Origin of the sequence: Anaerotruncus sp. AF02-27 (assembly GCF_003465835.1) — a bacterium.
GTDB classification, from domain to species: Bacteria; Bacillota; Clostridia; order Oscillospirales; family Ruminococcaceae; genus Anaerotruncus; species Anaerotruncus rubiinfantis.
Window position 1 is genome coordinate 1 of the sequence record NZ_QSBX01000018.1, and the last position, 23,836, is coordinate 23,836.

The following is a 23,836-nucleotide window of genomic DNA, read 5'->3' on the forward strand; positions in this document are numbered from 1 at the left end:
CTCCCCGCGCAGGAAAGGTCAGGCGCAGAGCTGAAACCGGCGTTTTGCGCTCCCCGCGCTGGAAAGGGCAAGTTCAGGGTTGAAGCCAGCGTTTTGGTTCACAATAAGAACGGACGATATGAAAAATGCGCGGCCCGCAGGGCCGCGCATTTTAAATCCGTTTGTCCGCTTTGCGCGCAGCGCATTTTCGCGCCGGGCGCAAAAATATGTCCCGCGTTCCTTATCCCGAATCCGCCACCAAAGGCGGCGGGTCGTCGCAGACGACTCTTTGCCGGGGGACACGGGGGCGGAAAGCCCCCGTGAGCAGCCGTCGCGCGTATGCGCGCTTCGCCGTCAGGCGAGCAGGCTGCCAAACGCGGCGCACAACGTTTTGTCTAAGCAGATTGCGCGCGATCTTTGCCGCAAAGCGGCAACAAAATCGCGCGCACGGGGCCGCGGGGTGTCCCCGCGTGCCCTTCTTTGGCTACTTTCTTGGGCAAGCAAGAAAGTAGCCCCTTGCGGGAAGCAAATCAGCCCGGAGGCCAGGTCATATCGCGGCCGGAAAGCACATGGAAGTGCAGGTGATCCACCGTCTGGCCCGCTTGCGGCCCGCAGTTATTCACCACGCGAAAATCTCCATTGCAGCCGAGCTGATCCGCAATCTTTGCAATCACCGCAAAGATGTGGCCCACAACGGCGCAGTTTGCGTCGTCAATTTTGTTCGCGCCGGAGATGTGTTCCTTTGGAATCACAAGGAAATGTACCGGCGCCTTTGGGTCGATATCGTGGAAAGCGTAGCACAAATCATCCTCATAGATCTTCTTGCTCGGAATTTCTCCGGCAATGATTTTGCAAAACAGGCAGTCCATCTGTGAACCTCCTTTTTATCTGATCATCTTCTGCACGATGGCGGGCAGCTGCGCCATCGCTTCGTCCACTTTAAAGATCTCCGTCGTGCCGCCCATCGCGGAATCCGGACGGCCGCCGCCGCTGCCGCCGCAAAGCGACGCGAATTCCTTGACGATCTTTCCGGCGTGCGCGCCTTTTTCAACCGCATCCTTGCCGCAAACCACCAAAATGGTCGCCTTACCGTCGTTGACAGTGGTCAGCACGCAGACCATATCCGGCTTCATGTCCTTGGCGCGGTCCCCGATCGCGCGCAGGGCTTCGATTTTGGCGCCGGTCAGCTGGGCGTTCGCAATCCGCAGCCCGCCGACCTCCTGTGCCTTTTCAAACATACCCATCGACTGCGCTTCCGCAATCTTCGCATTGACGCTGTCAAGTTCCTTCTGCAGTTCCTTGATCTCGGCGGTGACAGCCGCTGCCTTCACCGGCAGCTCGGAATGGCTCCCAACCTTAAGCGCCGCAGCAGTCTGATCCATCAGCGCGGCCTGCTCGTCGATAAATTTGAGCACATTTTTGCCGGTTACCGCTTCGATGCGGCGCACACCGGCTGCGACCGAGGATTCCTTCACAATCTTGAAAAGGCCGACTTTGGCAGTGTTGTCCAGATGTGTGCCGCCGCAGAATTCGGTCGATTTTCCCTCGATATCGCAGACGCGGACGATGTCTCCGTATTTCTCACCGAACAGTGCCATCGCGCCGAGCTTCTTGGCCTCTTCCAGCGGCATTTCCTGCACCTTGACATCCATCGCAGAGAGGATCATTCCATTGACAATCTCCTCGACCTTGCGAAGCTCTTCCGGTTTTACGGCGCTGAAATGGCTGAAGTCGAACCGGCAGACATTGTCGTCATAGAAGGCGCCCGCCTGATGCACATGGTCGCCCAACACGCTGCGCAGCGCGGCCTGCAGCAGATGGCAGGCGGTGTGATTGCGCATGATGTCACGGCGGCGGTCGATATTGATGACCGCCTTGACCGTGTCGCCCACCGAAAGGGTTCCGACGCTCATCTCGCCCACATGGACAATATGGCCGCCCTTCGACTTTTTGCAGTCGTAGACGTTAAAGGCGTTGCCGCCTACGCTGATAAATCCACTGTCGCCCGCCTGGCCGCCGCTTTCCGCATAGAATGGGGTGATGTCGAGCACCACCGAGCCGAGATCGCCGTCCTCCAGCCGGTCAACCCGCTGATTATCCTTCACCAGCGCGATGACCTTCGCCTCGGCTTCGGTCTGGCCGTAGCCGACAAACTGCTCCTTGCCGGTCAGGTCGGCAAGCACGTCCTCTTCCCAGCCAAGGTCGCCCATCGCGGCGCGCGCCTCGCGGGCGCGCTGCTTCTGCGCGTTCATTTGAGCGTTGAATTCGTCCTCGTCAAGCGCGATCTTGCGCTCGTCAAGGATTTCCCGGATCAGATCGACCGGGAAACCATAGGTGTCATAGAGCTTGAACGCATCCGCGCCAGCCATGACCTTCTGCCCCATCTCCTCGGCTTCAACCTTGTCGATAATTGAATTCAAAAGTCCAAGTCCCTGGTCGATGGTGCGGGCAAAGCGCTCCTCCTCGATCTTGATGACCTTGATGATGTAGTCCCTGTTCTCCACAAGATTCGGATAAGCGTCCGCGTTCTCCTGGATGACTGTTTCACAGACCTTATAGAGGAACGGCTCGGTGATGCCGAGCAACCGTCCATGGCGCGCGGCGCGGCGCAGAAGCCTGCGCAGGACATAGCCGCGGCCTTCGTTCTGCGGAAGGATGCCGTCCGAAACCATAAAGGTCGTCGAGCGGATATGGTCGGTGATGACCCGAAGCGAAACGTCGGTCTTTGCATCCTTGTGATACTCCACCCCGGCAATTCGCATGATATGTTTCATAATATTCTGAACGGTGTCCACCTCGAAGAGGTTGTCCACCCCCTGCATAATGCAGGCGAGTCTTTCAAGCCCCATGCCGGTATCGATATTCGGGTGGGCCATGCGTTCATAGTGACCCTCTCCATCTCCATTAAACTGAGAGAAAACGAGATTCCAATACTCCATATACCGGTCGCAGTCACAGCCAGGCGCACAGTCCGGTTTGCCGCAGCCGTACTCTTCACCGCGGTCAAAATAGATTTCGGAGCAGGGGCCGCAGGGACCGGAACCGATCTCCCAGAAGTTGTCCTCCTTGCCAAGCCGTACAATCCGTTTGGGATCGACGCCGATCTCCTTGGTCCAGATCTCGATCGCTTCGTCGTCGTCCTCATAGACCGAAACCCACAGCCGGTCAACCGGCAGGCCAAGCGTTTTGGTGCTGAATTCCCAGGCCCAGGCACAAGCCTCATGCTTGAAGTAGTCGCCGAATGAGAAGTTGCCGAGCATCTCGAAATAGGTGCCGTGGCGCGCGGTCTTGCCGACGTTCTCGATGTCCGGAGTGCGGATGCACTTCTGGCAGGTCACCACCCGTTTATTGGGCGGGGTTTCCACGCCAAGGAACCATTTTTTCATCGGCGCCATACCCGAGTTGATCAGCAGCAGGCTCGCGTCATCGTGCGGCATGAGCGGGAAGCTCGGCAGGCGCAGATGCCCCTTTCCTTCAAAAAAACGGTAAAATTGTTCACGCAGTTCGTTGAGTCCGGTCCATTCCATTTGTCTATCTCTCTCCTTGCTTTTGATACAGTGACAAAAAAACGCTTCTCGCCCCAGAATTGGGACGAAAAGCGCGTCTTGACGGTTTTCCGTGGTACCACCCAAATTGCGCGGGAATTCCTTCTCCGCGCCACTCGACAGGATTAACGCTCACACCGCGTCCGGCTCCTCGCCGGAAGGCTCGGGGGCGGCCTCCATCGTTTTCCCGGCGGGCTTCCAGCCTGCGTCCCGCCTCTCTGTTTCATGGGAAATACCGACGGTTCTCCCCGTCTTGGCCATACGTTGATAGTATATACGCGATCCGCCCGCTTGTCAATGGGATTTTCCCATCTTCAAAGCAGCCTTCCGGACAATCCAGCAGATTGCCGCGCCCGCAAGCGCAATACAAAGATCCGGCAGCAAAAAGGGTTTAACCGCCATCGAAAACGCTGCGGGAATGCCCATTCCACTCACCGCCAGCAGCTGCCCAAACCCGAGTGCAAAATAAGCCAGCAGCGATCCGGCCATTGCAAAAAGGTACTGCCAAAAGCCCCGGCCGAACCGTTCCACCGAAAGCGAAACGATCACCGCGACCAGCGGATAGGCGATCACAAAGCCGCCCGTCATCGCGGTGACTACCTGCATCCCGCCCAAAAGGCCGCTGTAAAACGGCAGGCCCGCAATCACTAAAAGCAGGTACAGCACCTGCGAGAAGAGCGCATCCTTTTTTGGAAGCGCCGCGCCGGTGAAAAATACCGCCAGCAGACCGAGCGACACCGGGATCGGGGACGCTCCAATCCGCCGGAAGGCCTGTGCGCCTGCGGCGGTCAGCAGCGCGAACGCCACAATCAGCGCCAGCCGGCGCAGCAAATTTTTTTGCATGCTGTTCCTTTCTGTCACTCAACCGAGATGATGAAATAATAAACCGGCTGGCCGCCGTTAATCAGCGCAACCTCCACATCCTCCGGCATCTTGGCGGAAACCGCTTCGTAGACCGTCTGCGCCAGCTCTTCCGAGATGTCAGCGCCGTAAAGGATCGTCACAAAGCTCGAGTCCTTGCGTACAAGCCCTTTGACCAGCCGCAGCACCGCTTTGGTCAGGTCATGCTCGGTGAAGGAAAGCTTGCCGTTTTCCAAAGCGAGCAGCTCGCCTTCCTTGATCTTATGCCCATCAAAATCGCTGTCGCGCGCCGCGAAAGTGACCTGTCCGGTTCCGACCCGTTCGTATGCTTTCTGCATGGCAAGCTGGTTCTCGGTGGTGTCGGCCTCATGGTCGAAGGCCAGCATCGCTGAGAGTCCCTGCGGAATGGTCCGGGTCTGCAAAACCACCACGTTGCGGTCGGCCAGCTTGACCGATTGCTCTGCCGCCATGATGATGTTTTTATTGTTGGGCAGCACAAACACTGTCTTTGCCGGAGTCGCGTGCACCGCCGAAAGGATATCGTCGGTCGAGGGGTTCATCGTCTGGCCGCCGGACACGACATTGTCCACACCCAGGTCGAGGAACAGCTGCTTCACGCCGTCGCCCGCCGCGACCGCCACAAAGCCATACTCCCGCGAAGGGTCGACCGCCGCATATGCAAAACCCTGATCGGACACCGGTTCGACGATGCTCGCCTTCTGCTTTTCAAACTGCTCGCGCATGTTTTCGATCTTGATGTTGGTGAGCTGGCCAAATTCCAGCGCCTTCTGTAGCGCGTTGCCGGGATTATCGGTGTGCACATGGGTCTTGATGATCTCGTCATCGTCGACAACCACCACACAGTCGCCAATCGTTTCCAAGTAACCGCGCAGCTGCTGCGGATCAGCGTCCTTCTCGGGCTTGAGGATAATGAATTCGGTACAGTAAGTGAAGGTGATTTCCCCTTCGTATTCACCTGCCGCGTTGCGGTCCGGGCGAATGGAATCGTATTCTTCCTTTTTCTCCTCGGCGAGCGGGAGGATTCCGCCGCCGGAAAAGACCGATGCCATACCTTCAAAGATCACAATCAGCCCCTGCCCGCCCGCGTCCACGACGCCGGCTTTTTTCAGCACTGGAAGCATTTCGGGGGTCTTGGCCAATGCTTCCCTGCCAGCCGTGAGGATTACATCCCACATTTGGGCGGTGGAGATTTCCGGGGTGAGCGCCTCGCGTGCCGCGACCGAAGCCAGCCGCGCCACCGTCAGGATGGTGCCCTCGGTCGGCTTCATGACCGCTTTGTAAGCAGAATCCACGCCCTTCTCAAGCGCCTGCACCAGATGCTCCGCGTCCGCCTGCTCCTGGTTTTTGAGCCCGCGGGAAAATCCCCGGAACAGAAGCGACAGGATAACACCGGAGTTGCCGCGCGCGCCGCGCAGAAGCGCCCCTGCACAAGTATCCGCCACCTGGGAAACCGGCGCGCCGTCCGGCACCCTTGTCAGTTCCCGTTTCGCAGCCGACGCGGACATCGACATATTGGTCCCCGTATCTCCATCCGGGACAGGGAATACGTTGAGCGCGTCCACCTGCTGGCGGTGGTTGGTAATGTTGTTTGCGCCCGAGATAAACGCATCCCGGAGCATTTCTCCTGTAATCACGATTGTTTGACCCCCATATTCACAGTTATGACTGCATCAGAATTGTTTGAAGCGCACAGGCAGTTTATGCGTTTTCCGTCTTCATCGAGTCGACAAAGACATTCACTTTCGCGACATCCAGATTGGTCGCCTGCTCCACTGTGTAACGAACCTTGTTCACAATGCTTTTGACAATCACCGAGATGTTCATCCCATAGGTGACCACAATGTGCAGGTCGATCACAAGCCCATCCCCGGCCGCGCGCACCCGCACGCCTTTATCCGGGGTATCCTTGCCCGCGATCGCCGCGCGCAGCCCTTGCGCCGGGGAGCTCACCATGCCCGCTACGCCGAAGCATTCGGACACGGCCTTACCCACAAGGTTGGAAAAATACTCCTGAGATATCTCAATGGTGCCGTATTGGTTCTCGATACTGATCACGATCTCGTCCTCCTTCTATCTTTCGTGCTTTCGCCGATTCGCAAATATTACCATTCCACTATATTATAGAAAATATCCTGCTCGGTTGCAACTATTTCCGCCCGGAATTCCCGATTATGGGAAACCGACCCCTGCCGAAACACCAGCGGCACAAACGGCGACTGGGCGAGAAACAGCTCGCAGAACGATTCGATCCCCGCTCCGGTCGCGCGGTAGGCGCGGTAGCTGTCGGAAAGCTCCTCGCTGTAGGCCGTAAAATATCCGAGCGCCCCGCCCGCCAGCAGCGGCGCGATGTCCATGTTGTACATGAGCCGCGTCTCTCCCAGATAGAGGTCGTAGTCCCCGTTCTGCAATGTCTGCTGATACTGGGAAAATGCCTGTGAAACCACCTCCACCTTGATGCCGATCTGCGCGAGCTGTTCGGTGACCAGCGTCGCAGCCGCGTTGCGGTAGGCGTTTTCACTGTTGACCAAAAGCCGCAGGGTGAGCGGCCGCCCGTTTACGAGCCGCATCCGGTTGTCATCCCGGCTGGAAAGCCCGATTCCGTCCAGCAGCGCGTCCGCTTGGGTCAGACTGCGCGGCGTCGAGAGCTCCATCGCGTTCATCCGGTAAAATTCAGGATGAAACGGATACCGGGTCGCGCGCGCGCGGGAAACGTACGCCTTTGAGACAATCTCGTCCCGGTTGACAGCAAGGCTGATCGCCTGCCGGAACTCCGCCCGCGCAAGCCATCCGTAGCTGCCGTTGATGCCCAGATAAACCAGGTTGCAGAGCGAAACCGGCACGCTGGACGCAGACATGTTGGCAAGCTCCGGACTCGACAGATCAGAATAGACAAGGTCGATATCGCCGGACTTCAGGTTGAAGGCCAGCGCGTCCGGATCGGAAGCGTTCGCCAGCATGACCGTCTCGATGCTGCCGGTGTCGCCGTAATAGATGGGGTTCGCCGTGAGCACCACACCGGTGTTGCCCCAGGTTCCCGAAACGTAAAATTTACTGACGCCGGTTGGGTAGTCCGCGCCGGCGGTACCCTTCTTGATGATCGGGAAGGTGAGCAGCGCCGGGAAGTTCGCATCCTCCTGATAGAGCTGGATCACAACATCTCCGTCCGTGTTGACCGTATAGTTTGCGATGTTTTGGAGCATTGTTCTCCAGTTGGTGTCGGTTGTAAGCGCCGTCTGGATCGAATAGGTAATATCCTCCCCGGTGAGCAGCGTACCGTCGGAAAACTGTGCGTTGCGCCGAAATTTGACGGTGCAGGCCTTCTCCTGCATGATGATCTCAGTCGCAAGCTGGTATTCCGGCTGAAAGCTCTTATCCGGCCGGGTCAGACTGTCATATAAAAGCGGAACCAGTTCCCGGTTGAGCTTGGTGGTCATGGTATATGGATTGAGCGTATCGTTCACGCTGTAGGCAAGGTTCACTGTGCTCACAGGCTCCGGCACGGGTTTTTCCTGCACCGGCTCGTTTTCCGCCGGCTGGTTCGGCAGGCCGAACTGTTGATCGGTGACCTCCATGCCGGAACATCCGGCCAACAGCACCGACAGCGCAAGCGCAACTATGCAAAGCTTTTGTTTCATCCTGTTCTCCCAGTCAATAGGGTTTCATCTAAATCGGTATCGTATATATTTTAATATTATATCCTGTTTTGCACTTTATTTCAATGTGACATTTGTAAACAAACGCAAAAAGGGCCGCTTTTACGCGGCCCTTCCCATTTCATTTTATTCCGCTTTTACCGCGATCCGTTTGATCTCCGTAACCTTCCCGTCCCTGCCGGAAAAGGTGAGCAGCACGCCGTGCAGTTCGATGGCCTCCGGATCGTTCGAAAAGCGGGTCGGCAGGCCGGTGCGCAGCTTCTCGATCGCTTTTTCCTTCACTACGCCGAGAATCGAGTTGCGCCCTCCGCACATGCCCGCGTCGGTGATATAGGCGGTCCCGTTCGGCAGCAGCCGTTCGTCGGCGGTCTGCACATGGGTGTGGGTACCGATCACGGCCGAGACCCGTCCGTCGAGGTAGTGCGCGAGCGCAAGCTTTTCGGCGGTGGCTTCCGCGTGGAAATCCACGATGATATTCGGGCAGTCCGCCTTTTCAAGAAGCGCGTCCGCGCAGGAGAATGGGCTGCCGTAAGTGTCCATGTAAACCCTGCCCTGGAGATTCAATACACAGAGCGGGAAAGCGGGGCTGTCGTAAAAGAAAATCCCGCTGCCAGGCGCCGCCGCATGGTAGTTGGCCGGCCGGATGACGCCTTTTCTCTCGTCGAGCAGCTCGTAAATCTCACGGCGGCGCAGGCTGTGGTTGCCGGTTGTGATGACGTCCACGCCGCTGTCAAACAGGTGCTGCGCGCTATGCGGCGTGATCCCATTGCCCTCGGCGGAATTTTCGCCATTTGCAATCACGATGCCCGCCCCATGTTCCTTTTTGAGCCGGGGAAGCTCTTTGCGCAGTTTGTCACAGCCCGCCTGCCCTACAACGTCGCCAAAAAACAGTATGTTCATATATTCCTCCAAAGAACCCGAAAAGGGCGCACCTGCGTGCACCCCGGGAATTCAATTATAAGACTTTCGACAGGAAATCCCTAAGCCTCGGATGCCGCGGGTTTTCGAAGAATTCCCGCGGGGTGTTCTGCTCCATGATCTGCCCTTCGTCAATGAACATCACCCGGGTCGCGACCTCGCGCGCAAAGCCCATTTCGTGGGTCACCACGACCATTGTCATCCCTTCCCGCGCGAGCTGCTTCATCAGTTCGAGCACCTCGCCGACCATCTCCGGGTCGAGCGCCGAGGTCGGCTCGTCGAAGAGCATCACGTCCGGGTTCATTGCAAGCGCCCGCACGATTGCGATCCGCTGCTGCTGCCCGCCTGAGAGCTGCGCCGGGTAGCTTTCCGCCTTGTCGGAAAGGCCGATGCGCGCAAGCAGTTCCTCGGCGCGTTTATCCGCTTCCGCCTGGCTCATGAGCCCAAGCTTAACCGGTGCGAGCGTGATGTTGCGGCGCACGGTCAGATGCGGAAACAGATTGAACTGCTGGAAAACCATCCCCATCTTCTGCCGCAGCTTATTGATGTCGGCCTTTGGGTCGTTGATCTTTTTGCCCTCGAACCAGATTTCTCCGCCGGTCGGCGTTTCAAGCAGGTTGAGGCAGCGCAGAAAGGTCGATTTGCCCGAGCCGGACGGCCCGATGACGACCACCTTCTCGCCCTTTTTGATGTGCTTGTTGATGCCGCAGAGCACATGGTTTTCCCCAAAGCTTTTTTCCAGATTCTTAACCTCGATCACTCTGCGCCAGCCTCCTTTCAAGCCGTGACACCAGGTTGGAAAGCACCAGCACCAGCGTCAGGTAGATGAGCGCCACCGCAATGAGCGGCATAAACGCTTCGTAGGTGCGGCTGCGAATGATGTCGCCGCCCTTGGTCAAGTCCTGCAGGGCGATATAGCCCGCGACCGAAGTCTCCTTCAAAAGGACAATAAACTCGTTGCCGAGCGCCGGCAGGATGTTCTTGAACGCCTGCGGCATGATGATCAGCCACATGGTCTTGCTATAGTTAAAGCCCAGGCTGCGCCCAGCCTCGAACTGCCCCGCGGGAACCGACATGATGCCGCTGCGGAAGATCTCAGCCACATAAGCGCCCGAGTTGATGCCGAATGCGATGATCGCGACCAGCACCTTGTCGATCTTGACCGAACCGAAGATGACGAAATAGATAATAAGCAGCTGCACCACGACCGGTGTGCCGCGGATGACGGTCAGGTAAAGCTTGGCCAGCAGGTTCAGAAATTTGAGCTTTCCGGTTTTCTGGTTGGTCGTGCGGATCATCGCGAGGAGGAACCCGAGCACAACGCCGAGCAGCACGGCAAAGAAGGTGACCTTCAGGGTGACGGCAAGGCCGTCGGTGATATACCGCCAGCGGTCGTCGGTGATAAAGTTGTCAATGAACTTCTCCTGCATCATGGCAAGCCAATTCACAAGCTTAAGCTGCAGCTCCGCCAAATATAACACCCTTTCCAAAATTCGATTCAGCCGCGCACCCGGCAGACAGGCCGGATATAGGGAAATAGGGGTTCCGCTAACAGAACCCCTATCCCGGCACCCGTTTGGGGATTATTCTTTGACAATGACCACCTGGGAAGCGGTGCAGTAACTGTCGGTGAAGTCGATGTTCTTCAGGCGGTCTTCGGTGACGGTCATGCCGGCAGCGCCGAAATCAGCTTTGCCGCCCTGGACAGCGGTGATGATCGAATCAAACGCCATATCTTCGATGACCAGCTCCTTGCCGAGCTTGTCGCAGATGGCACGGGCAAAGTCCGCGTCAACACCAACGATCTTGTCGCCGTCAGCACCGCTTTCGTGGTATTCATACGGCGGGAATTCCGCGTTGGTCGCCATGACCAGCTGACCGTCATAGGTGATGCCTTCCGGGGAGGTGTAGGGCTCGGCGCCGTCAACCTGGCCGATATAGTAGTCGAGGATCTTCTGCAGGGTACCGTCCTCTTTGAGCTCGGCGATCGCCTTATTGAAGCTCTCGGTCAATTCCGGTTTGTCCTTCGAGATGCAGATCGCATATTCCTCGACAGTGAACGGCTCCTCAAGCACTTTGATGCCGTCGGTCTGCTCGGCGAACGCCTTCGCGACCTGGTCGTCGATCATAACCGCGTCGATCTTGCCCTGCTGGAGCGCCTGGACAGCCTCGAAGCCTTTGTTGTAACGTTCGATGGTCGCGCCCTCAATATCCTCGGCATAGATGTCGCCTGTGGTGCCGAGCTGGACGCCGATGGTCTTGCCCGTGAGATCGTCAACGCTCTGGATGCCGCCTTCAGCAGGGGTGGACGCAGCGGGAGCGGACGAATCACCGGCCGCGGAAGATGCCGGAGTGGCCGAAGAGGACGGGGTGCTGCTGTTGCCGCCACAGGCGGCAAATGAGAATACCATAACCATTGCAAGCACAATTGCAAGAATTTTTTTCATTTTATTTTCCTCCATAATGTGTGACGGTGTCACGCGTAATGTATATTACTTCATCATTATACATTCATTTTTGCGCTTTGCAAGGAAAAAAACGAAAAAATATTCATCATCGAGGTTTTTTATACATATTCAACAGCTTTCCACCGGCTGGCCCTCGAACTTTTGCATATCTTTCGGAAGCGGTGACTCCACCCGCACCGCTTTTCCGGTCACCGGATGTGTAAACGAAACCGCCGCGCAGTGCAGCGCCTGCCGCCCGATTTCGGAAAGGTCTCCTTCATAGAGCGTGTCGCCCAAAAGCGGATGCCCCAAATGTGCCATATGCACCCGGATCTGGTGGGTACGGCCGGTATAGAGGGTACACCGCAGAATGCTGAACCATTCCCCCGCAAAAACCGTTTCGTAACCGGTTCGGGCAGGCTTCCCGTCCGGCAAGACAGCGCGGCGCGGGTCGGTGCGGTCGGGTTGGCCGATCGGCGCGTCGACCACACCGGACGGCGGCGAGATCACGCCCGGGATGACCGCGAGATAGGTCTTGTCGATTTTTCCGGTCAACGCGGCTGCCGCAAAAGCGTTCTTCGCAATGACCACCGCACCGGTCGTGTCTTTGTCCATCCGGTTCAGAATCCGGCAGGGCGCCGCCGCGCCAATGCGGGCGCAGTGCGCCGCGAATACGTTCGCCAGCGTCCCCTGCTGCATCGATTTTGCAGGATGGCAGGCCATTTTGGCAGGCTTGTCGAAAACGATGAGATCGTCGTCCTCGTAAAGAACCGGGACCGGCGAATCAAAAAGTTGGGCTTCCTTTGGGTTCTCGTGCAGGGTGATCGTCAGGCGGTCCCCCTCCTTCACCCGGTCGATTGTGCGGGTGCGTACGCCATTTAAAAGGATACCGTCCTCAAAAGTTTTGAGTGACCGCACCAACGAATAGGAGCAGCCAGCGCTCCCGCGCAAAAAGTGCAGCACTTTGCGTCCGTCATATTCCGGCGGGATAGTGTAATCGATCCGCCTCAAAACGCGATCGCATCCTCGTCCTCTTCGGCAGGCTCCTCTTCCCCGCCGGAGAGCTTTCCATATTCATTGCAGCTGTTGTTTCCGATCGAGACGCCGTTTTTCACCGGCGAAAGCAGAAACCCCAGAACAATGCCGGTCATAAAGCAGGCCAGACCCATCCAGAAACGGTATTTCTTTTCCATATGACGACTTCCTTTCCAATGTGACAATATGCAAAAACGCAGCCGTAAAAAGCTTACGGCTGCGCCCTTTCAGCAAAAAGAACTTACTTGTCCATGCCAAAACGCTTTTTGAAGCGGTCAACACGGCCACCAGTATCAACCAGCTTCTGACGGCCGGTGAAGAAAGGATGGCACTTGGAACAAATTTCAACGTGGATGTTCTCTTTTGTCGAACGAGTATGGATGACCTCACCGCACGCGCAGGTGATGGTGGTGTCCACATACTTCGGATGGATTCCCTCTTTCATTCGTTTCACCTCTTTCTGGTATCGGCTCTAGATACCATAAATGTAACATTTGAATTTTAGCACAAGCTATCCCAAAAAGCAAGTGTTTTTTCAAAAATCCATAAATTTGTCCATTTTTTTTAAACTGAAGGATCAGACACCCAGGAGTTTCTTCACGTCATCGCCAATTTCCCTGGCCCGCGCGTCGATCTCCGCCATATCTTTCCCCACCACCGACAGGTACAGCTTGATCTTCGGTTCGGTGCCGGACGGGCGCACGATCGCGGTACAGCCGTTGTCAAGCAGGTATTCCAGCACGTTCGATTTCGGCAGTTCCACCGGCCGCACGCCTTCGGCGGTCGTTTCGGTCGATTCGAGATAGTCGATCGTATCCACAACCGGACGCCCTGCGATCTTGCTCACCTTGTCCGCGCGCAGCTTTTTCATCATGCCGTCCATGATCTTCATGCCCTGCGCACCCTCGAACTGGAAGTTCGCGACGCTCTCACAATAGAGCCCGTACTTCTCATACAGCGCGTCAAGCGCGTCGACAAGCGACATCCCCTTCTGCTTATACCACGAGGCCATCTCGACGATCAGCATCGAACCAACCACCGCGTCCTTGTCGCGCACATGGGTGCCCGCTAAATAGCCGTAACTCTCCTCAAAACCAAAGATGAACCGCTCCGGATGTCCTTCGGCCTCGACAATCGCAATCTGTTCGCCGATATATTTGAAGCCGGTCAGCACATTGATGACCTTCACGCCGTATGCTTTTCCAATCGCATTCGTGAGCTTGGTGGAAACGATCGTCGTCACCGCGATCGGGTTCTCCGGCATGGTGCCGCCCGCCGTCCGGTTCTGGCAGATATAATCGAAGAGCAGCGCGCCGACCTGATTTCCCGTCAGCAGCCGGTAATCCACGCCGTCCTTCACCGCGATGCCCACGCGGTCGCAGTCCGGATCGGTGGCAAGCAGCAGGTCCGCGCCGCATTTTTGGGAGAGCTCCAGCCCTTTGGCGAGCGCCTCCTTGATCTCCGGGTTCGGGAATGGGCAGGTTGGAAAGTTGCCGTCCGGATGCTCCTGCTCCGGAACGACGGTCACATCCGCCGCGCCGATTTCGGAAAGCACCCGGCGCACCGGCTTGTTGCCCGAACCGTTGAGCGGCGAATAGACAAGCTTTAATCCTGCTTTCGCACAGACGCCGGGATTCACCTGCTGGGACAGCACCGCCGCGATGAATTTGTCCACCACGTCCGCACCGATATACCGGATCATGCCGTTTTTCAGCGCGGCATCAAAATCGGTGGTCTTCACATCGTCAAAGAGGTCCAGCCCGTTGATGATGGCGAGCACCGCGTCGGCATGTTTTTCGGTGAGCTGGCAGCCGTCGCTGCCATAGACCTTATAACCGTTATATTTTGCCGGGTTATGGGAAGCTGTCACCATGACGCCCGCGTCGCAATGAAGCTCCCGCGTCGCAAACGAAAGCGCCGGCACCGGCATCAGCTCGGGATAGAGCCAGACCTTGACCCCGTTCGCGGCGAGCACTCGCGCCGTTTCGCGGGCAAACAGGCCGGATTTGATCCGGCTGTCATACGACACCGCAACCGACGGGTCCGGATTTTGTCCCTTGAGCATTTCCGCAAGCCCCTGGGTCGCGCGGCGCACGGTATAGATATTCATGCGGTTGGTACCCGCGCCGATCACGCCGCGCAGGCCGGCCGTACCGAACGCGAGATCGCGGTAAAAGCGTTCATAGATCTCCTCATCATTGCCTTTGATCGCCTCGAGGTCGGGCTTCAGGTCCGGGTCCTCCAGCGGGTGGGAAAGCCAGCGGTTGTATAAGTCCATATGGTTCATAAATTCTGTCCTCCATACTCAGATTCAGAATGGCGATTCATTAAATACTATGATACTGTTTGTCCCATTTAATGTCAATCGAATTTCGGGGATTCCCGCCGCGCAGCGCTTATTTCCCGCTTGCATTTGACGTGCTTTCATGTTATACTGAGGTAACATTTTCCGCATGGGGGAGTAGTTTGCGCGGTTTTCCGCGTGGCTGGTCAACATAATGGCCCGTACTGGGCCTGGCCTGCCTGAAAGAACAAGACTCATGGACGGCTTCGGCTGTCTATGGGCCTTTTATTTTGTGTAAATACAAAGGGGTTATGAAAACATGGGAACCATCACGCTGTTTCTGCTGGCCCTCGGGCTTTCAATGGACGCATTTGCCGTCTCGATTTCAAACGGAATGTGTTACCGCAATTTCCACCGCAGGCAGGCGGTCGCCTCCTCGTTCGCGTTCGGGCTGTTCCAAATGCTCATGCCGATCGCCGGCTTCTTTGCCGGGCGCACTTTCAGTGACGCGATCAGTTCGCTCGACCACTGGATCGCGCTCATCCTGCTCGGTTTCATCGGCGGCAAGATGGTCTTTGACGGCATCCAGGACCTGCGAAACCCGGAAGCCTGCGACCCCTCCCGCTCGTTCGATGGGCGCACCTTGCTTTTACAGGCGGTCGCCACCAGTATCGACGCGCTCGCGGTCGGCATCAGTTTCGCGGTCATGCAGGTGAACATCCTGCTGGCCGCCGGATTCATCGGGGTGGTCACCTTCTCCTGCTGCCTCGTCGGCGCGGTGCTCGGCAAACGGTTTGGGCTGCTGCTTGGCACCCGGGCGGAGATCTTTGGCGGAATCATCCTGGTGGGGATCGGGCTCAAAATTTTCATTGAGCACATGCTCGGCTGAGACTGGCCCTAAAAGACAATTTCCATTTGGTAAAATCTGTAGTATGATAAGAGTATCAACCAGTTTGAAAGGATGACACTCGATGCTTGCAACCATCCAAAGCCTGGGGCTTATGGGGATCGAACCTTTCTCCGTCACCGTTGAGGTGAACGTCGCCCGCCAGATGCCCGCCTTTGATATCGTCGGGCTGCCCGACGCAGCAGTGCGTGAATCCCGCGAACGGGTGCGTTCGGTCTTTTCAAACTGCGGGTTCCCTTTTCCCGATGGGCGCATCGTCGTGAATCTCGCTCCCGCCGATGTGAAAAAGGCGGGTTCGCTTTACGATCTGCCGGTCTTCATCGGCCTGCTCTGCGCACAGGGCACGCTTCCCCCTGTGGGCCGGTCGGACGCATTTCTGGGAGAGCTTTCGCTGTCCGGCGAGCTGCGCCGTGTAAACGGTGTTCTGCCGATGCTGCTCGGCGCGGCAAAGCAGGGCGTCCGGCGCGTCTTTATCCCCTGGCAGAACGCGGCCGAGGCTTGCGCAGTCCAGGATCTCGCAGTTTACGCGGTGCGCAGCGTTGGGGAACTGGTCGCTTTTCTGCGCGGGGACGGCGGGCTGGAAGCCGCCAAAGCCGTCCCCTTTGAAGCGATCCCGCAACCGCCGCTGCCTGATTTCTGCGATGTCAAAGGCCAGCAGGTCGCCAAACGCGCGCTCGAAATCGCGGCTGCGGGCGGACACAACGTCCTGCTGATCGGCGCGCCCGGCACCGGCAAGAGCATGCTTGCCAAACGCCTGCCTTCGATCCTGCCGGAGATGAGCCGGGAAGAAGCGGTTGAAACCACCAAGATCTATTCTGCCTGCGGGCAGTTGCCCGCAAACGCGCCGCTCATCAATGTCCGGCCGTTTCGCGCCCCGCACCACACCGTTTCCGCCGCAGGGCTCTGCGGCGGCGGCAGCGTCCCACGGCCGGGTGAAATTTCGCTTGCGCATAATGGCGTGCTCTTTTTGGACGAGCTGCCGGAATTCAACCGTCAGGCGATGGAGGCGCTGCGCCAGCCGCTGGAGGACGGCGCGCTCACCATCTCGCGGGTCAACGCGCGGCTTTCATATCCCAGCCGCTTCATGCTGGTCGCCGCGATGAATCCCTGTCCATGCGGTTACTTTGGGCATCCCACCAGGGAATGTATCTGTTCCGAAGCAAAAATCACCGGTTACCTCGGCAAGGTCTCCGGCCCGCTGCTTGACCGGATTGACCTGCACGTTGAGGTACTGCCGGTCAATTATGAGCAGATCTCCGCAGCGGGCAAGGAGGAATCCTCCGCCGCAGTCAAGGCGCGGGTGCAGGACGCCCGTGCCGTCCAGCAAAAGCGCTTCGCGGGCTCCAGCGTCCACTGCAACGCCGCTATCCCGCCCGCCATGCTCCAGCAGGCTTGCCCGCTCACGCCCGCCGCTGAAAAACTCTTCAGCGGCGTGTTCCAAAAGCTCGGCCTTTCCGGACGCGCTTATGACCGCATTCTCAAGGTGGCGCGCACCATCGCCGACCTTGCCGGAAGCGAATGCATCGATTCCATCCACATTTCCGAGGCCGTGCAATACCGCAGCCTCGACCGCAAATACTGGGGCCGGTAGATCCCGTCCGGCGTAAAGATTCCGTGAAAAGCCGTTAAATCGGCATAAGCGGACCTTGCACCGCCATACTCTTTGTGTTAGGATGTTGGTACAGAAAGGGATGGAGGGAACCGGCATGGTAAAACATATCGTCCTATGGAAACTTGAGGAGGTCGCTGAAGGCAGCTCCCGCGACGACAATGCGGCGCGCATCAAGGAATCGCTTGAAGCGCTCGTTGGAAAAATCGACGGCCTTCTAAAGCTGGAGGTCAGCCGTACTTTTAACCCCAAGGGGTTCGACCTCGCACTCTACAGCGAATTTGCCACACGGGAGGCGCTCGCCGTTTACGAACAGCACCCGGAACATCTCAAAGCCCGGGAATTCATCCGCAAGGTGATCACCGAACGCGACCTCGCGGATTACGAAATCTGAGCGCGCAGCGCAAAAAAAGCAGCCGCATGCGGCTGCTTTTTTATTTGTGATATTTCGCGTGCGCGTTGATCGAAAACGCCCGGTAAACCTGCTCGCAGAGCATCACCCGCGCGAGCTGATGCGGAAAGGTCATCGGGGACATCGAGAGCCGCAGCGCAGCCCGCTGCTTCACCGCTTCGGAGAGGCCATAGGAGCCCCCGATCACGAACGCGGCCGTGCTTGTCCCGCTGTTCGCCGTTTTTTCAAAAAATTGCGCGAGCCCCTCGGAGGAAAGCTGTCTGCCTTCGATACACATGGCAACAAGCGCCGCGCCCTTCGGCAGTTTCTGAAGAATCCGCTCCCCTTCCTTTTCGATACAGGCCGCAATCTGTGCGGGGGACGGATCGTCCGGCAGGCGGAATTCCTCCACCTCGGTGATCGAGACACTGCCCCACAGGCGCATACGTTTGAGATATTCGGCGCACCCTTCCCGCATCCAGGTTTCCTTGAGCTTTCCGACCGCGACGATATCGACTGAAATCATAAAATCACCATTTCCGACGGTTCGCTCCGGGGCGCAACCTGCAGCGAAAAATCGATCCCCTCGCGCATCCCGGCCGCTGCGAACGCCGCCATCGCGGTCTGCCGGGCAATTTCGGGCATGTTGTTATTCTGCGAAAGATGCCCCAGAATGAACCGGGTGCTTCCGTTGCGCACCAGCGGGATCAGCTCCGCAGCGCAATCCTCATTCGAAAGGTGCCCGATATTCGACGCGATCCGCCTTTTCAGGTAATACGGGTAGGCCGATACCGAAAGCATACTGCGGTCGTAATTCGATTCGAGCAGCACCAGATCGCAGCCCAGCAGCTTTTCCCGAACGCTGTCGCTTATGTAGCCGAGGTCGGTTGAGACCGCCATCCGGCGGCCGTCCGGCGCCTCAAAACGGTAGCCAAGGCTGTGCACGCTGTCATGCGGGGTATCGAACGCATCCACCGCAAATGATCCGACCGGGAACCGGTCGCCGCCGTTCACAGCAACCGTCTTCTGCTCCTGCGAAAGCACGCCTTCCCAGCGCAGCCGGTCCAGCACCTCCGCAGAGGCATAAAGAGGAACCTGTAACTTTTTGAGGAGCACTCTTAAGCCGCTCACATGGTCGGTGTGCTCATGGGTTACCAGCACCGCTCCGATCGATTTCGGGTCAATCCCGCGCGCCGCCATCGCGCCAAGCAGCTGCTTGCAGGAGCGTCCCGCGTCGACCAGCACCGCCGAATCCGAGGTGCCAATCCAGGTGCTGTTCCCACTCGAACCGGAAAAAAGCGTACAAAACCTTGCCATGATATCCTCCTTTGGCATATGAAAACAGGAACCTTCCACACCGGGAAGGTTCCCGCCGATTGCTTACAGGGCCGCTTTGAGATTGCCTTCAGGAATGATGACCTTGCGGACGTTTGCACCAAGCGCCGTCAATTTCTCCACGATATCCTCATAGCCGCGCTCAATGTGCTCGATATCTTCGATTTCGGTCGTGCCGCGCGCGGTCATTGCCGCGATCAGCACCGCCGCGCCCGCCCTGAGGTCAACCGCCCTGACCGGCGCGCCGGTCAGCTGCGGGACGCCTTCTATCACAGCGACTTTGCCGTCCACCTGGATTTGCGCACCCATCCGGCGCAGCTCGTCCACATAGCGGAAACGGTTGTCCCAAACCCCTTCGGTCACAATCGACGTGCCATGCGCGATTGAGAGCAGCGCCGTCATCTGCGGCTGCATGTCAGTGGGAAAACCGGGATGCGGCAGTGTCTTTACATTCACCTTGGAAAGCTCCGTGTCACGCATGACCCGGATGGAATCGTCATATTCGATCACCGTCGCGCCGGCTTTTTCCAGCTTATCGGTGATTGCCTCCATATGCTTGGGAATGACGTTTTTGACCAGCACGTCTCCGCCGGTCGCGGCCGCGGCCACCATATAGGTGCCCGCTTCAATCTGATCCGGGATGATCGAATAGGTTGTCCCATGCAGAATATCCACGCCGTGGATCTTGATGACATCGGTGCCCGCGCCGCGGATGTCCGCGCCCATTGAGTTTAAAAAGTTCGCAAGATCGACGATGTGCGGCTCCTTCGCGCAGTTTTCCAGGATGGTGATCCCTTTCGCCTTGACCGACGCGAGCATGACGTTGATGGTCGCGCCCACCGAAACCATATCAAAATAAATGTGCGCGCCGAGCAGCATGTCCGCGTTTGCATTGATCATGCCGCTGTCAATCGAAATGGATGCGCCAAGCGCCTCGAAGCCCTTCATATGCTGGTCGATCGGACGAACGCCGAAGTTGCATCCGCCCGGCATCGATACGCTTGCGCGGTTACACCGGCCAAGCAGCGCGCCGAGCATGTAATAGGAGGCGCGCAAAAAACGCGCCAGTTCATACGGGACGACCGGTTCCCCAATATAGGAGGTGTCAATTTCCACAGTGGTGCGGTCGAGCATCCGGACTTCGGCCCCCATCGAACGCAGGATTTTAAACAGCACCGCGCTGTCCGAGATGTTGGGAATATTCTCAATGACACATTTGCCCTGTGCCAAAACTGTTGCCGGAATGATCGCAACCGCGGCATTCTTCGCGCCGCTGATGGTCACTTCGCCCGTAAGGCGGGTGCCGCCCTCAACAATAAATTTTTCCAAATCTATGAAACCTCCGCAGCGGGTTTTCCCGCATATTTTGGGGTAAAATGTCCCTACGCAAAAAGAAAACGCGACCGCCGCATTCCGCCTTGGATTTTTTTGCCGCAATCGGTTTTTTTACAAATAGTAAATCCGCGTATTATTATACCAAATATAAAAGGAAAAGAAAAGTCTTATTTTGTAAAAATCCCTTCCCTTTTTTTGGCGGAGCGCCATCCCTCCAGCGCGGCGGAATCATCTTCCCGGCCATAAACCGGTATCATAAGCCCGCTGGCAAATCGAATGGGCGATTTGAAAGCCGCAAAACGGCGTCTCCTGCGCTCCCGATGTAATCAACACGCTCCGCGTGGGGGAAACGAACTGCGCCCGTTCTGCGGTTATTATACCACCGAACCATGCGCTTTAAAAGAGCAATTTTTGTATTTTTACTAGGAATTTTAAAAAGAAACGCCGCGCCGCGGGTATTCCCCGCGGCGCGGTCGCTTTCCATTAACTAAGATAGTTCATTGCATTTTTATACTGTCCATTCACGCGCACTTCAAAGTGGACGTGCGGGCCGCTCGCATTGCCGGTACGGCCCATCAGCGCGATCAGCTCGCCCTGTTCGACCTGCTGCCCAACCGACACAAGCAGTTTGCTGTTGTGGGCGTAAAGCGTCTGTACGCCCGCCCCATGGTCGATGATGATGTAGTTTCCGTATCCGTAAGCCGAATACTTCGCAACCACCACCACGCCCGCGGCCGACGCGCGCACGCCCATGCCGATCCTTCCGGCGATGTCGGTGCCCGTATGGCCGTAATAGCCGAGGAATCCGCAGCTGACATAGCCGCCGTCGGCCGGCCAGATAAACGCGCCGGACGGGATATCACCCGAGGAGGATTTCGGCAGGAACTTGAGCGGCTGGGTGCCGCCGACAATCAGGATGCGTTCGACCGGCTGTTCGATGACGGTGCGGTCGATGATGTTGCGTTCGACCTCGATCCCGTCGATCATCTTGATCTCCGCCGTTACTTCGCGCAGTCCTTCCTTGCCTTCCTGCTTGACCCTGGTATAGCCGATATCCATATCCGGATCGACTTCCTGCTTGATCTGGTAATCCATGACCTCCTCATATTTCACCGTTTCGGTGACCTGTACTCCAAGGTATGGCACCGACTGGGAAATCAGAAGCTCATCTCCCGGGAACAGACGGATGTCGACATCCGGATTGAGTTTTTTGAGTTCGTCGAAGGTGATTCCGTTTTTCGCAGCGATCTTGAGCGGGTCGTCGCCGCTGACCACCGTGTAGATCTTCTTGCCGCGTTCCTCTTTGCCCAGCAGCGTAAGAATATCTTTGAGCGGCCGGATCGAGCTGGCCGGGTAAAGGCCGCGTTTGACCTGCACCTTTTTGACAAACTGGATCACAGCGTTGTCCGACATATCCGGCTCCCGGTAACGGTTGAGCATGTTGTCCATCTCGAACAAGAGCCGCGTCCCGTCGGTGACCGCCCCAACATATTCGTCCTCTATGTAAAGGCCGTCCGCCTCTTCAATCGAAACGCTGTTCGGGTCGTCCGAGTTTTTCCCCGCTGCCCGGATCAGTTCATCGGTCAGGTCGTCCACATCGGTGAGCTTGTCCGGAGCTGTCAGCACCGTGAGCTCAAACCGAGGGATAATCACCACTTCCTGGCGCTGTTTTTCCGCCTCCCGCGCCCGTTCCTGTTCCTCCCGCGCCTTCGCCTGCTCGCTTTCGTCTTCCTCTGATCCTGCGTCCGCAATGAATTGCGCATCGTCATAGGTGTCCTCGGTCGGGTCAGTGACCAGCACGTCTCCCAGGATCATACGCTCCTTCATGGCGTTCTCCGCCTGGGTAAAGACCGATTCGTCGGTGATGTAGCCGACTTCCTCACCGTTATACACAACTTTCAGCGCAAGGGTCAGGTTGCTGAAATAGTTGATCGTCACAAACAAAGCAATACATCCCGCCACCGGCAGCATATAATTGAGCAAAAACCGGAAAGCACGACAGATTTTTATAAGGAAATACCGTAAAAACCGGGTGCAGGCCTGCACCACCTTCCCGAAGGAACCATATTTGCGCGCGCCGCGCAGCTCCATACGGAAATCGTGGCAGCGCGTCCGCATCTCCCGCAGCGGGGCGGTCAGATCGCGCCAACCCCCGCGCACCCATAAAACGACTTTACGTTTGGATACCCGGGCCCAGTGGGCCGCCGCTGTTTCCATCCGGCGGAAGCGCTGGCTGAAATGCCGGCGCCGCGTCCGAGTCGAACGTAAAAACTGCACACCCACAAAATAGAAATACCGGTAAAGAAGGTTCATCCGGATAAAATACCACTGTTTGAGCCGCCCGACCGCCTTCTGGAAAAGAAGGCCTGCCCTGGACGGGTCCGGCGGCTTTTCATCCTGCGCGGGCCCGTCCCGCGAAGTCCCAGGCGGCGGTTCCCCGTCTCCCCGTGACTGCCCCGTGTCCTCCGTCTCGGGTTCCACAAACAAATCCTTTATCTGAGCGGGTTCCCCTTCCCTTTTTTGGGGTTCTATCGTTTCGTCCGGGACCGCGCTGTCCGCGGCGATCTCGGCAAACTGCTCCTCAACGGATTCGGAGTCCTGTGTTTCTTCTTCCGGACAGTCCAGCTCTTCGAGCTGTTGACCGTCCTCAGGCGGTAAATTTTTGTCTTTCGCCAAACACATCATCTCCTTTCGCTGCTTCTGGCGCCAAACCGCGCCCTATCCGGCAAAATGCCGCAAAATCCCAGCCCTGTACCCTTTGGCACAGCGGCCGGCTCGTCGTTTATCGTCAAAAAAGATGGTTTACAGGGTATTATTATACCCGCTAACGCCAATTCTGGCAAGCCTGTTCCCAGATTGTTTACAGATTCGTCCCATTATAAGCAATTTTTTCCGGCGGAAATGAAGTATTTTCCAGCCCTCCCTCGTTGCTTTAAAAGGATGCAAGTTATTCTGTTTTGCATCATAAGGGGGAAATGTATTATGAAAATGTTCCCGCGCCTTTTAGCAACAGCCTGCATGCTGCTTGTCTTCTGCGCGTGCACCTCGGAAAGCGGGCAATTCCTCGACGGTAAAACCGGGATCGCCTACGACGGGGACGCAAGCCTTGACAACCAGAGCTTCACCGGCAGCTTTGACGGCACCTTCACCACGTTTACTGAGCCGTATATTATGCTTGAAACCGACCTGCCGGATAAAAAAACGGTCCGCCTCCTGGGCAAATGCGAGCTTTCCGGTTCGGGCTTTGTCGGGCCGGTCGCGCTCACCGTCACCGGTGAAGGCGGCGAAACGCTCATTGACTGGGGCGAGGAGTTCGGCATCGGCTACCTCAGCTCCTCCGGCATCGACCGGACGCTGACCCTCGCGCCCGGCAGGCACAAACTTGTCCTGCGCGGCTGCGAGGGGCTGCATCTGGAGCTGCGAATCTCCGATTCCGCCCCGGACGCGCAGCCCGCTCCAGAAGCCTCCGCTCCCGCCTCCTCCAGTACATCTTTATAAAGGTCTCCAGCCGCAGAA

Annotated in this window: 22 protein-coding genes and 1 pseudogene; 4 read left to right on the top strand and 19 right to left on the bottom strand. The window is 57.4% G+C overall.

The annotated features are described in order from the left end of the window. Positions 1 to 509 precede the first annotated feature (509 nt). From DWV16_RS12985 to DWV16_RS13050, 14 genes are all read right to left on the bottom strand, one after another. Positions 510 to 848, bottom strand: coding sequence for a histidine triad nucleotide-binding protein (locus DWV16_RS12985; protein ID WP_066459071.1), 339 nt, complete (start codon positions 846 to 848; stop codon positions 510 to 512). A gap of 15 nt (positions 849 to 863) precedes the next feature. Further along, a complete protein-coding gene (gene alaS / locus DWV16_RS12990) occupies positions 864 to 3,506 on the bottom strand; it encodes an alanine--tRNA ligase (RefSeq protein WP_118479634.1) in 2,643 nt (880 codons plus the stop codon). A 312-nt stretch (positions 3,507 to 3,818) separates the two neighbouring features. Then, the gene (locus tag DWV16_RS12995) at positions 3,819 to 4,367 is read right to left on the bottom strand and encodes a biotin transporter BioY (RefSeq protein WP_118479636.1); all 549 of its coding nucleotides are present in this window, start codon (positions 4,365 to 4,367) and stop codon (positions 3,819 to 3,821) included. Between the two features lie 14 nt (positions 4,368 to 4,381). After that, the gene (locus tag DWV16_RS13000; protein ID WP_118479638.1) at positions 4,382 to 6,040 is read right to left on the bottom strand and encodes a DAK2 domain-containing protein; all 1,659 of its coding nucleotides are present in this window, start codon (positions 6,038 to 6,040) and stop codon (positions 4,382 to 4,384) included. Positions 6,041 to 6,104: 64 nt separating this feature from the next. After that, on the bottom strand, positions 6,105 to 6,461 hold the full coding sequence (locus tag DWV16_RS13005; protein ID WP_066459065.1) for an Asp23/Gls24 family envelope stress response protein: 357 nt from the start codon (positions 6,459 to 6,461) through the stop codon (positions 6,105 to 6,107). A gap of 47 nt (positions 6,462 to 6,508) precedes the next feature. Beyond that, entirely contained in the window at positions 6,509 to 8,041 is a 1,533-nt protein-coding gene (locus DWV16_RS13010; protein WP_066459064.1) for an ABC transporter substrate-binding protein, read from the bottom strand. A 144-nt stretch (positions 8,042 to 8,185) separates the two neighbouring features. Beyond that, on the bottom strand, positions 8,186 to 8,959 hold the full coding sequence (locus DWV16_RS13015; protein ID WP_066459061.1) for a TIGR00282 family metallophosphoesterase: 774 nt from the start codon (positions 8,957 to 8,959) through the stop codon (positions 8,186 to 8,188). Positions 8,960 to 9,014: 55 nt separating this feature from the next. Further along, entirely contained in the window at positions 9,015 to 9,737 is a 723-nt protein-coding gene (locus DWV16_RS13020) for an amino acid ABC transporter ATP-binding protein (RefSeq protein WP_118479640.1), read from the bottom strand. After that, positions 9,724 to 10,407 carry an amino acid ABC transporter permease gene (locus tag DWV16_RS13025; protein ID WP_341423466.1) on the bottom strand — a complete coding sequence of 228 codons (684 nt, stop codon included), beginning with the start codon at positions 10,405 to 10,407 and terminating at the stop codon, positions 9,724 to 9,726. The genes DWV16_RS13020 and DWV16_RS13025 overlap by 14 nt, the downstream gene beginning before the upstream one ends. A gap of 153 nt (positions 10,408 to 10,560) precedes the next feature. Then, entirely contained in the window at positions 10,561 to 11,424 is an 864-nt protein-coding gene (locus DWV16_RS13030; RefSeq protein WP_066459056.1) for a transporter substrate-binding domain-containing protein, read from the bottom strand. Positions 11,425 to 11,553: 129 nt separating this feature from the next. After that, positions 11,554 to 12,435 carry an RluA family pseudouridine synthase gene (locus DWV16_RS13035; protein ID WP_066459054.1) on the bottom strand — a complete coding sequence of 294 codons (882 nt, stop codon included), beginning with the start codon at positions 12,433 to 12,435 and terminating at the stop codon, positions 11,554 to 11,556. Beyond that, complete coding sequence (locus tag DWV16_RS13040; protein WP_066459052.1) at positions 12,432 to 12,617, bottom strand: hypothetical protein; 186 nt, start codon at positions 12,615 to 12,617, stop codon at positions 12,432 to 12,434. The genes DWV16_RS13035 and DWV16_RS13040 overlap by 4 nt, the downstream gene beginning before the upstream one ends. A gap of 83 nt (positions 12,618 to 12,700) precedes the next feature. Continuing rightward, a complete protein-coding gene (rpmE, locus tag DWV16_RS13045; RefSeq protein ID WP_066459046.1) occupies positions 12,701 to 12,904 on the bottom strand; it encodes a 50S ribosomal protein L31 in 204 nt (67 codons plus the stop codon). A gap of 132 nt (positions 12,905 to 13,036) precedes the next feature. After that, complete coding sequence (locus tag DWV16_RS13050; RefSeq protein WP_118479642.1) at positions 13,037 to 14,746, bottom strand: phospho-sugar mutase; 1,710 nt, start codon at positions 14,744 to 14,746, stop codon at positions 13,037 to 13,039. 316 nt (positions 14,747 to 15,062) lie between these two features. Here DWV16_RS13050 and DWV16_RS13055 point away from each other — a divergent pair, with 316 nt between their 5' ends. The 3 genes from DWV16_RS13055 to DWV16_RS13065 all read left to right on the top strand — a co-directional run bounded on the left by DWV16_RS13055 (position 15,063) and on the right by DWV16_RS13065 (position 17,653). Beyond that, positions 15,063 to 15,632: a manganese efflux pump MntP family protein gene (locus DWV16_RS13055; RefSeq protein WP_066459041.1), complete on the top strand. Its 570-nt coding sequence runs from the start codon at positions 15,063 to 15,065 to the stop codon at positions 15,630 to 15,632. An 82-nt stretch (positions 15,633 to 15,714) separates the two neighbouring features. Further along, positions 15,715 to 17,241, top strand: a complete 1,527-nt coding sequence (locus DWV16_RS13060; RefSeq protein WP_066459039.1) for a YifB family Mg chelatase-like AAA ATPase — start codon at positions 15,715 to 15,717, stop codon at positions 17,239 to 17,241. A 115-nt stretch (positions 17,242 to 17,356) separates the two neighbouring features. Beyond that, complete coding sequence (locus tag DWV16_RS13065; protein ID WP_118479644.1) at positions 17,357 to 17,653, top strand: Dabb family protein; 297 nt, start codon at positions 17,357 to 17,359, stop codon at positions 17,651 to 17,653. 40 nt (positions 17,654 to 17,693) lie between these two features. Here DWV16_RS13065 and rlmH read toward each other — a convergent pair whose 3' ends face one another. The 5 genes and pseudogenes from rlmH to DWV16_RS13090 all read right to left on the bottom strand — a co-directional run. Continuing rightward, positions 17,694 to 18,176 (bottom strand): 23S rRNA (pseudouridine(1915)-N(3))-methyltransferase RlmH, encoded by a 483-nt coding sequence (gene rlmH / locus DWV16_RS13070; protein ID WP_066459032.1) that lies wholly within the window; start codon positions 18,174 to 18,176, stop codon positions 17,694 to 17,696. Continuing rightward, positions 18,173 to 18,967, bottom strand: a complete 795-nt coding sequence (locus DWV16_RS13075; protein ID WP_066459031.1) for an MBL fold metallo-hydrolase — start codon at positions 18,965 to 18,967, stop codon at positions 18,173 to 18,175. Before DWV16_RS13075 ends, rlmH begins: the two co-directional genes overlap by 4 nt. Before the next feature lie 63 nt (positions 18,968 to 19,030). Beyond that, positions 19,031 to 20,314: a UDP-N-acetylglucosamine 1-carboxyvinyltransferase gene (locus DWV16_RS13080; RefSeq protein ID WP_066459030.1), complete on the bottom strand. Its 1,284-nt coding sequence runs from the start codon at positions 20,312 to 20,314 to the stop codon at positions 19,031 to 19,033. Between the two features lie 489 nt (positions 20,315 to 20,803). Beyond that, on the bottom strand, positions 20,804 to 21,259 hold the full coding sequence (locus tag DWV16_RS19870) for a M23 family metallopeptidase (RefSeq protein ID WP_370219195.1): 456 nt from the start codon (positions 21,257 to 21,259) through the stop codon (positions 20,804 to 20,806). Next, positions 21,236 to 23,005: pseudogene (locus DWV16_RS13090) on the bottom strand (G5 domain-containing protein); the annotation flags it as partial. The gene DWV16_RS19870 and the pseudogene DWV16_RS13090, both read right to left, overlap by 24 nt. Positions 23,006 to 23,302: 297 nt before the next feature. Between DWV16_RS13090 and DWV16_RS13095 the strand changes: the two are divergent. Continuing rightward, complete coding sequence (locus DWV16_RS13095) at positions 23,303 to 23,818, top strand: hypothetical protein (RefSeq protein ID WP_118479650.1); 516 nt, start codon at positions 23,303 to 23,305, stop codon at positions 23,816 to 23,818. Positions 23,819 to 23,836 lie beyond the last annotated feature (18 nt).

What these genes read in the sequence shown, in the direction of transcription:
- DWV16_RS12985 (WP_066459071.1), bottom strand. Translation starts at nt 848, where the DNA reads ATGGACTGCCTGTTTTGCAAAATCATTGCCGGAGAAATTCCGAGCAAG.
- alaS (WP_118479634.1), bottom strand. Translation starts at nt 3,506, where the DNA reads ATGGAATGGACCGGACTCAACGAACTGCGTGAACAATTTTACCGTTTT.
- DWV16_RS12995 (WP_118479636.1), bottom strand. Translation starts at nt 4,367, where the DNA reads ATGCAAAAAAATTTGCTGCGCCGGCTGGCGCTGATTGTGGCGTTCGCG.
- DWV16_RS13010 (WP_066459064.1), bottom strand. Translation starts at nt 8,041, where the DNA reads ATGAAACAAAAGCTTTGCATAGTTGCGCTTGCGCTGTCGGTGCTGTTG.
- DWV16_RS13015 (WP_066459061.1), bottom strand. Translation starts at nt 8,959, where the DNA reads ATGAACATACTGTTTTTTGGCGACGTTGTAGGGCAGGCGGGCTGTGAC.
- DWV16_RS13025 (WP_341423466.1), bottom strand. Translation starts at nt 10,407, where the DNA reads ATGCAGGAGAAGTTCATTGACAACTTTATCACCGACGACCGCTGGCGG.
- DWV16_RS13030 (WP_066459056.1), bottom strand. Translation starts at nt 11,424, where the DNA reads ATGAAAAAAATTCTTGCAATTGTGCTTGCAATGGTTATGGTATTCTCA.
- DWV16_RS13040 (WP_066459052.1), bottom strand. Translation starts at nt 12,617, where the DNA reads ATGGAAAAGAAATACCGTTTCTGGATGGGTCTGGCCTGCTTTATGACC.
- rpmE (WP_066459046.1), bottom strand. Translation starts at nt 12,904, where the DNA reads ATGAAAGAGGGAATCCATCCGAAGTATGTGGACACCACCATCACCTGC.
- DWV16_RS13050 (WP_118479642.1), bottom strand. Translation starts at nt 14,746, where the DNA reads ATGAACCATATGGACTTATACAACCGCTGGCTTTCCCACCCGCTGGAG.
- DWV16_RS13055 (WP_066459041.1), top strand. Translation starts at nt 15,063, where the DNA reads ATGGGAACCATCACGCTGTTTCTGCTGGCCCTCGGGCTTTCAATGGAC.
- DWV16_RS13060 (WP_066459039.1), top strand. Translation starts at nt 15,715, where the DNA reads ATGCTTGCAACCATCCAAAGCCTGGGGCTTATGGGGATCGAACCTTTC.
- DWV16_RS13065 (WP_118479644.1), top strand. Translation starts at nt 17,357, where the DNA reads ATGGTAAAACATATCGTCCTATGGAAACTTGAGGAGGTCGCTGAAGGC.
- rlmH (WP_066459032.1), bottom strand. Translation starts at nt 18,176, where the DNA reads ATGATTTCAGTCGATATCGTCGCGGTCGGAAAGCTCAAGGAAACCTGG.
- DWV16_RS13075 (WP_066459031.1), bottom strand. Translation starts at nt 18,967, where the DNA reads ATGGCAAGGTTTTGTACGCTTTTTTCCGGTTCGAGTGGGAACAGCACC.
- DWV16_RS13095 (WP_118479650.1), top strand. Translation starts at nt 23,303, where the DNA reads ATGAAAATGTTCCCGCGCCTTTTAGCAACAGCCTGCATGCTGCTTGTC.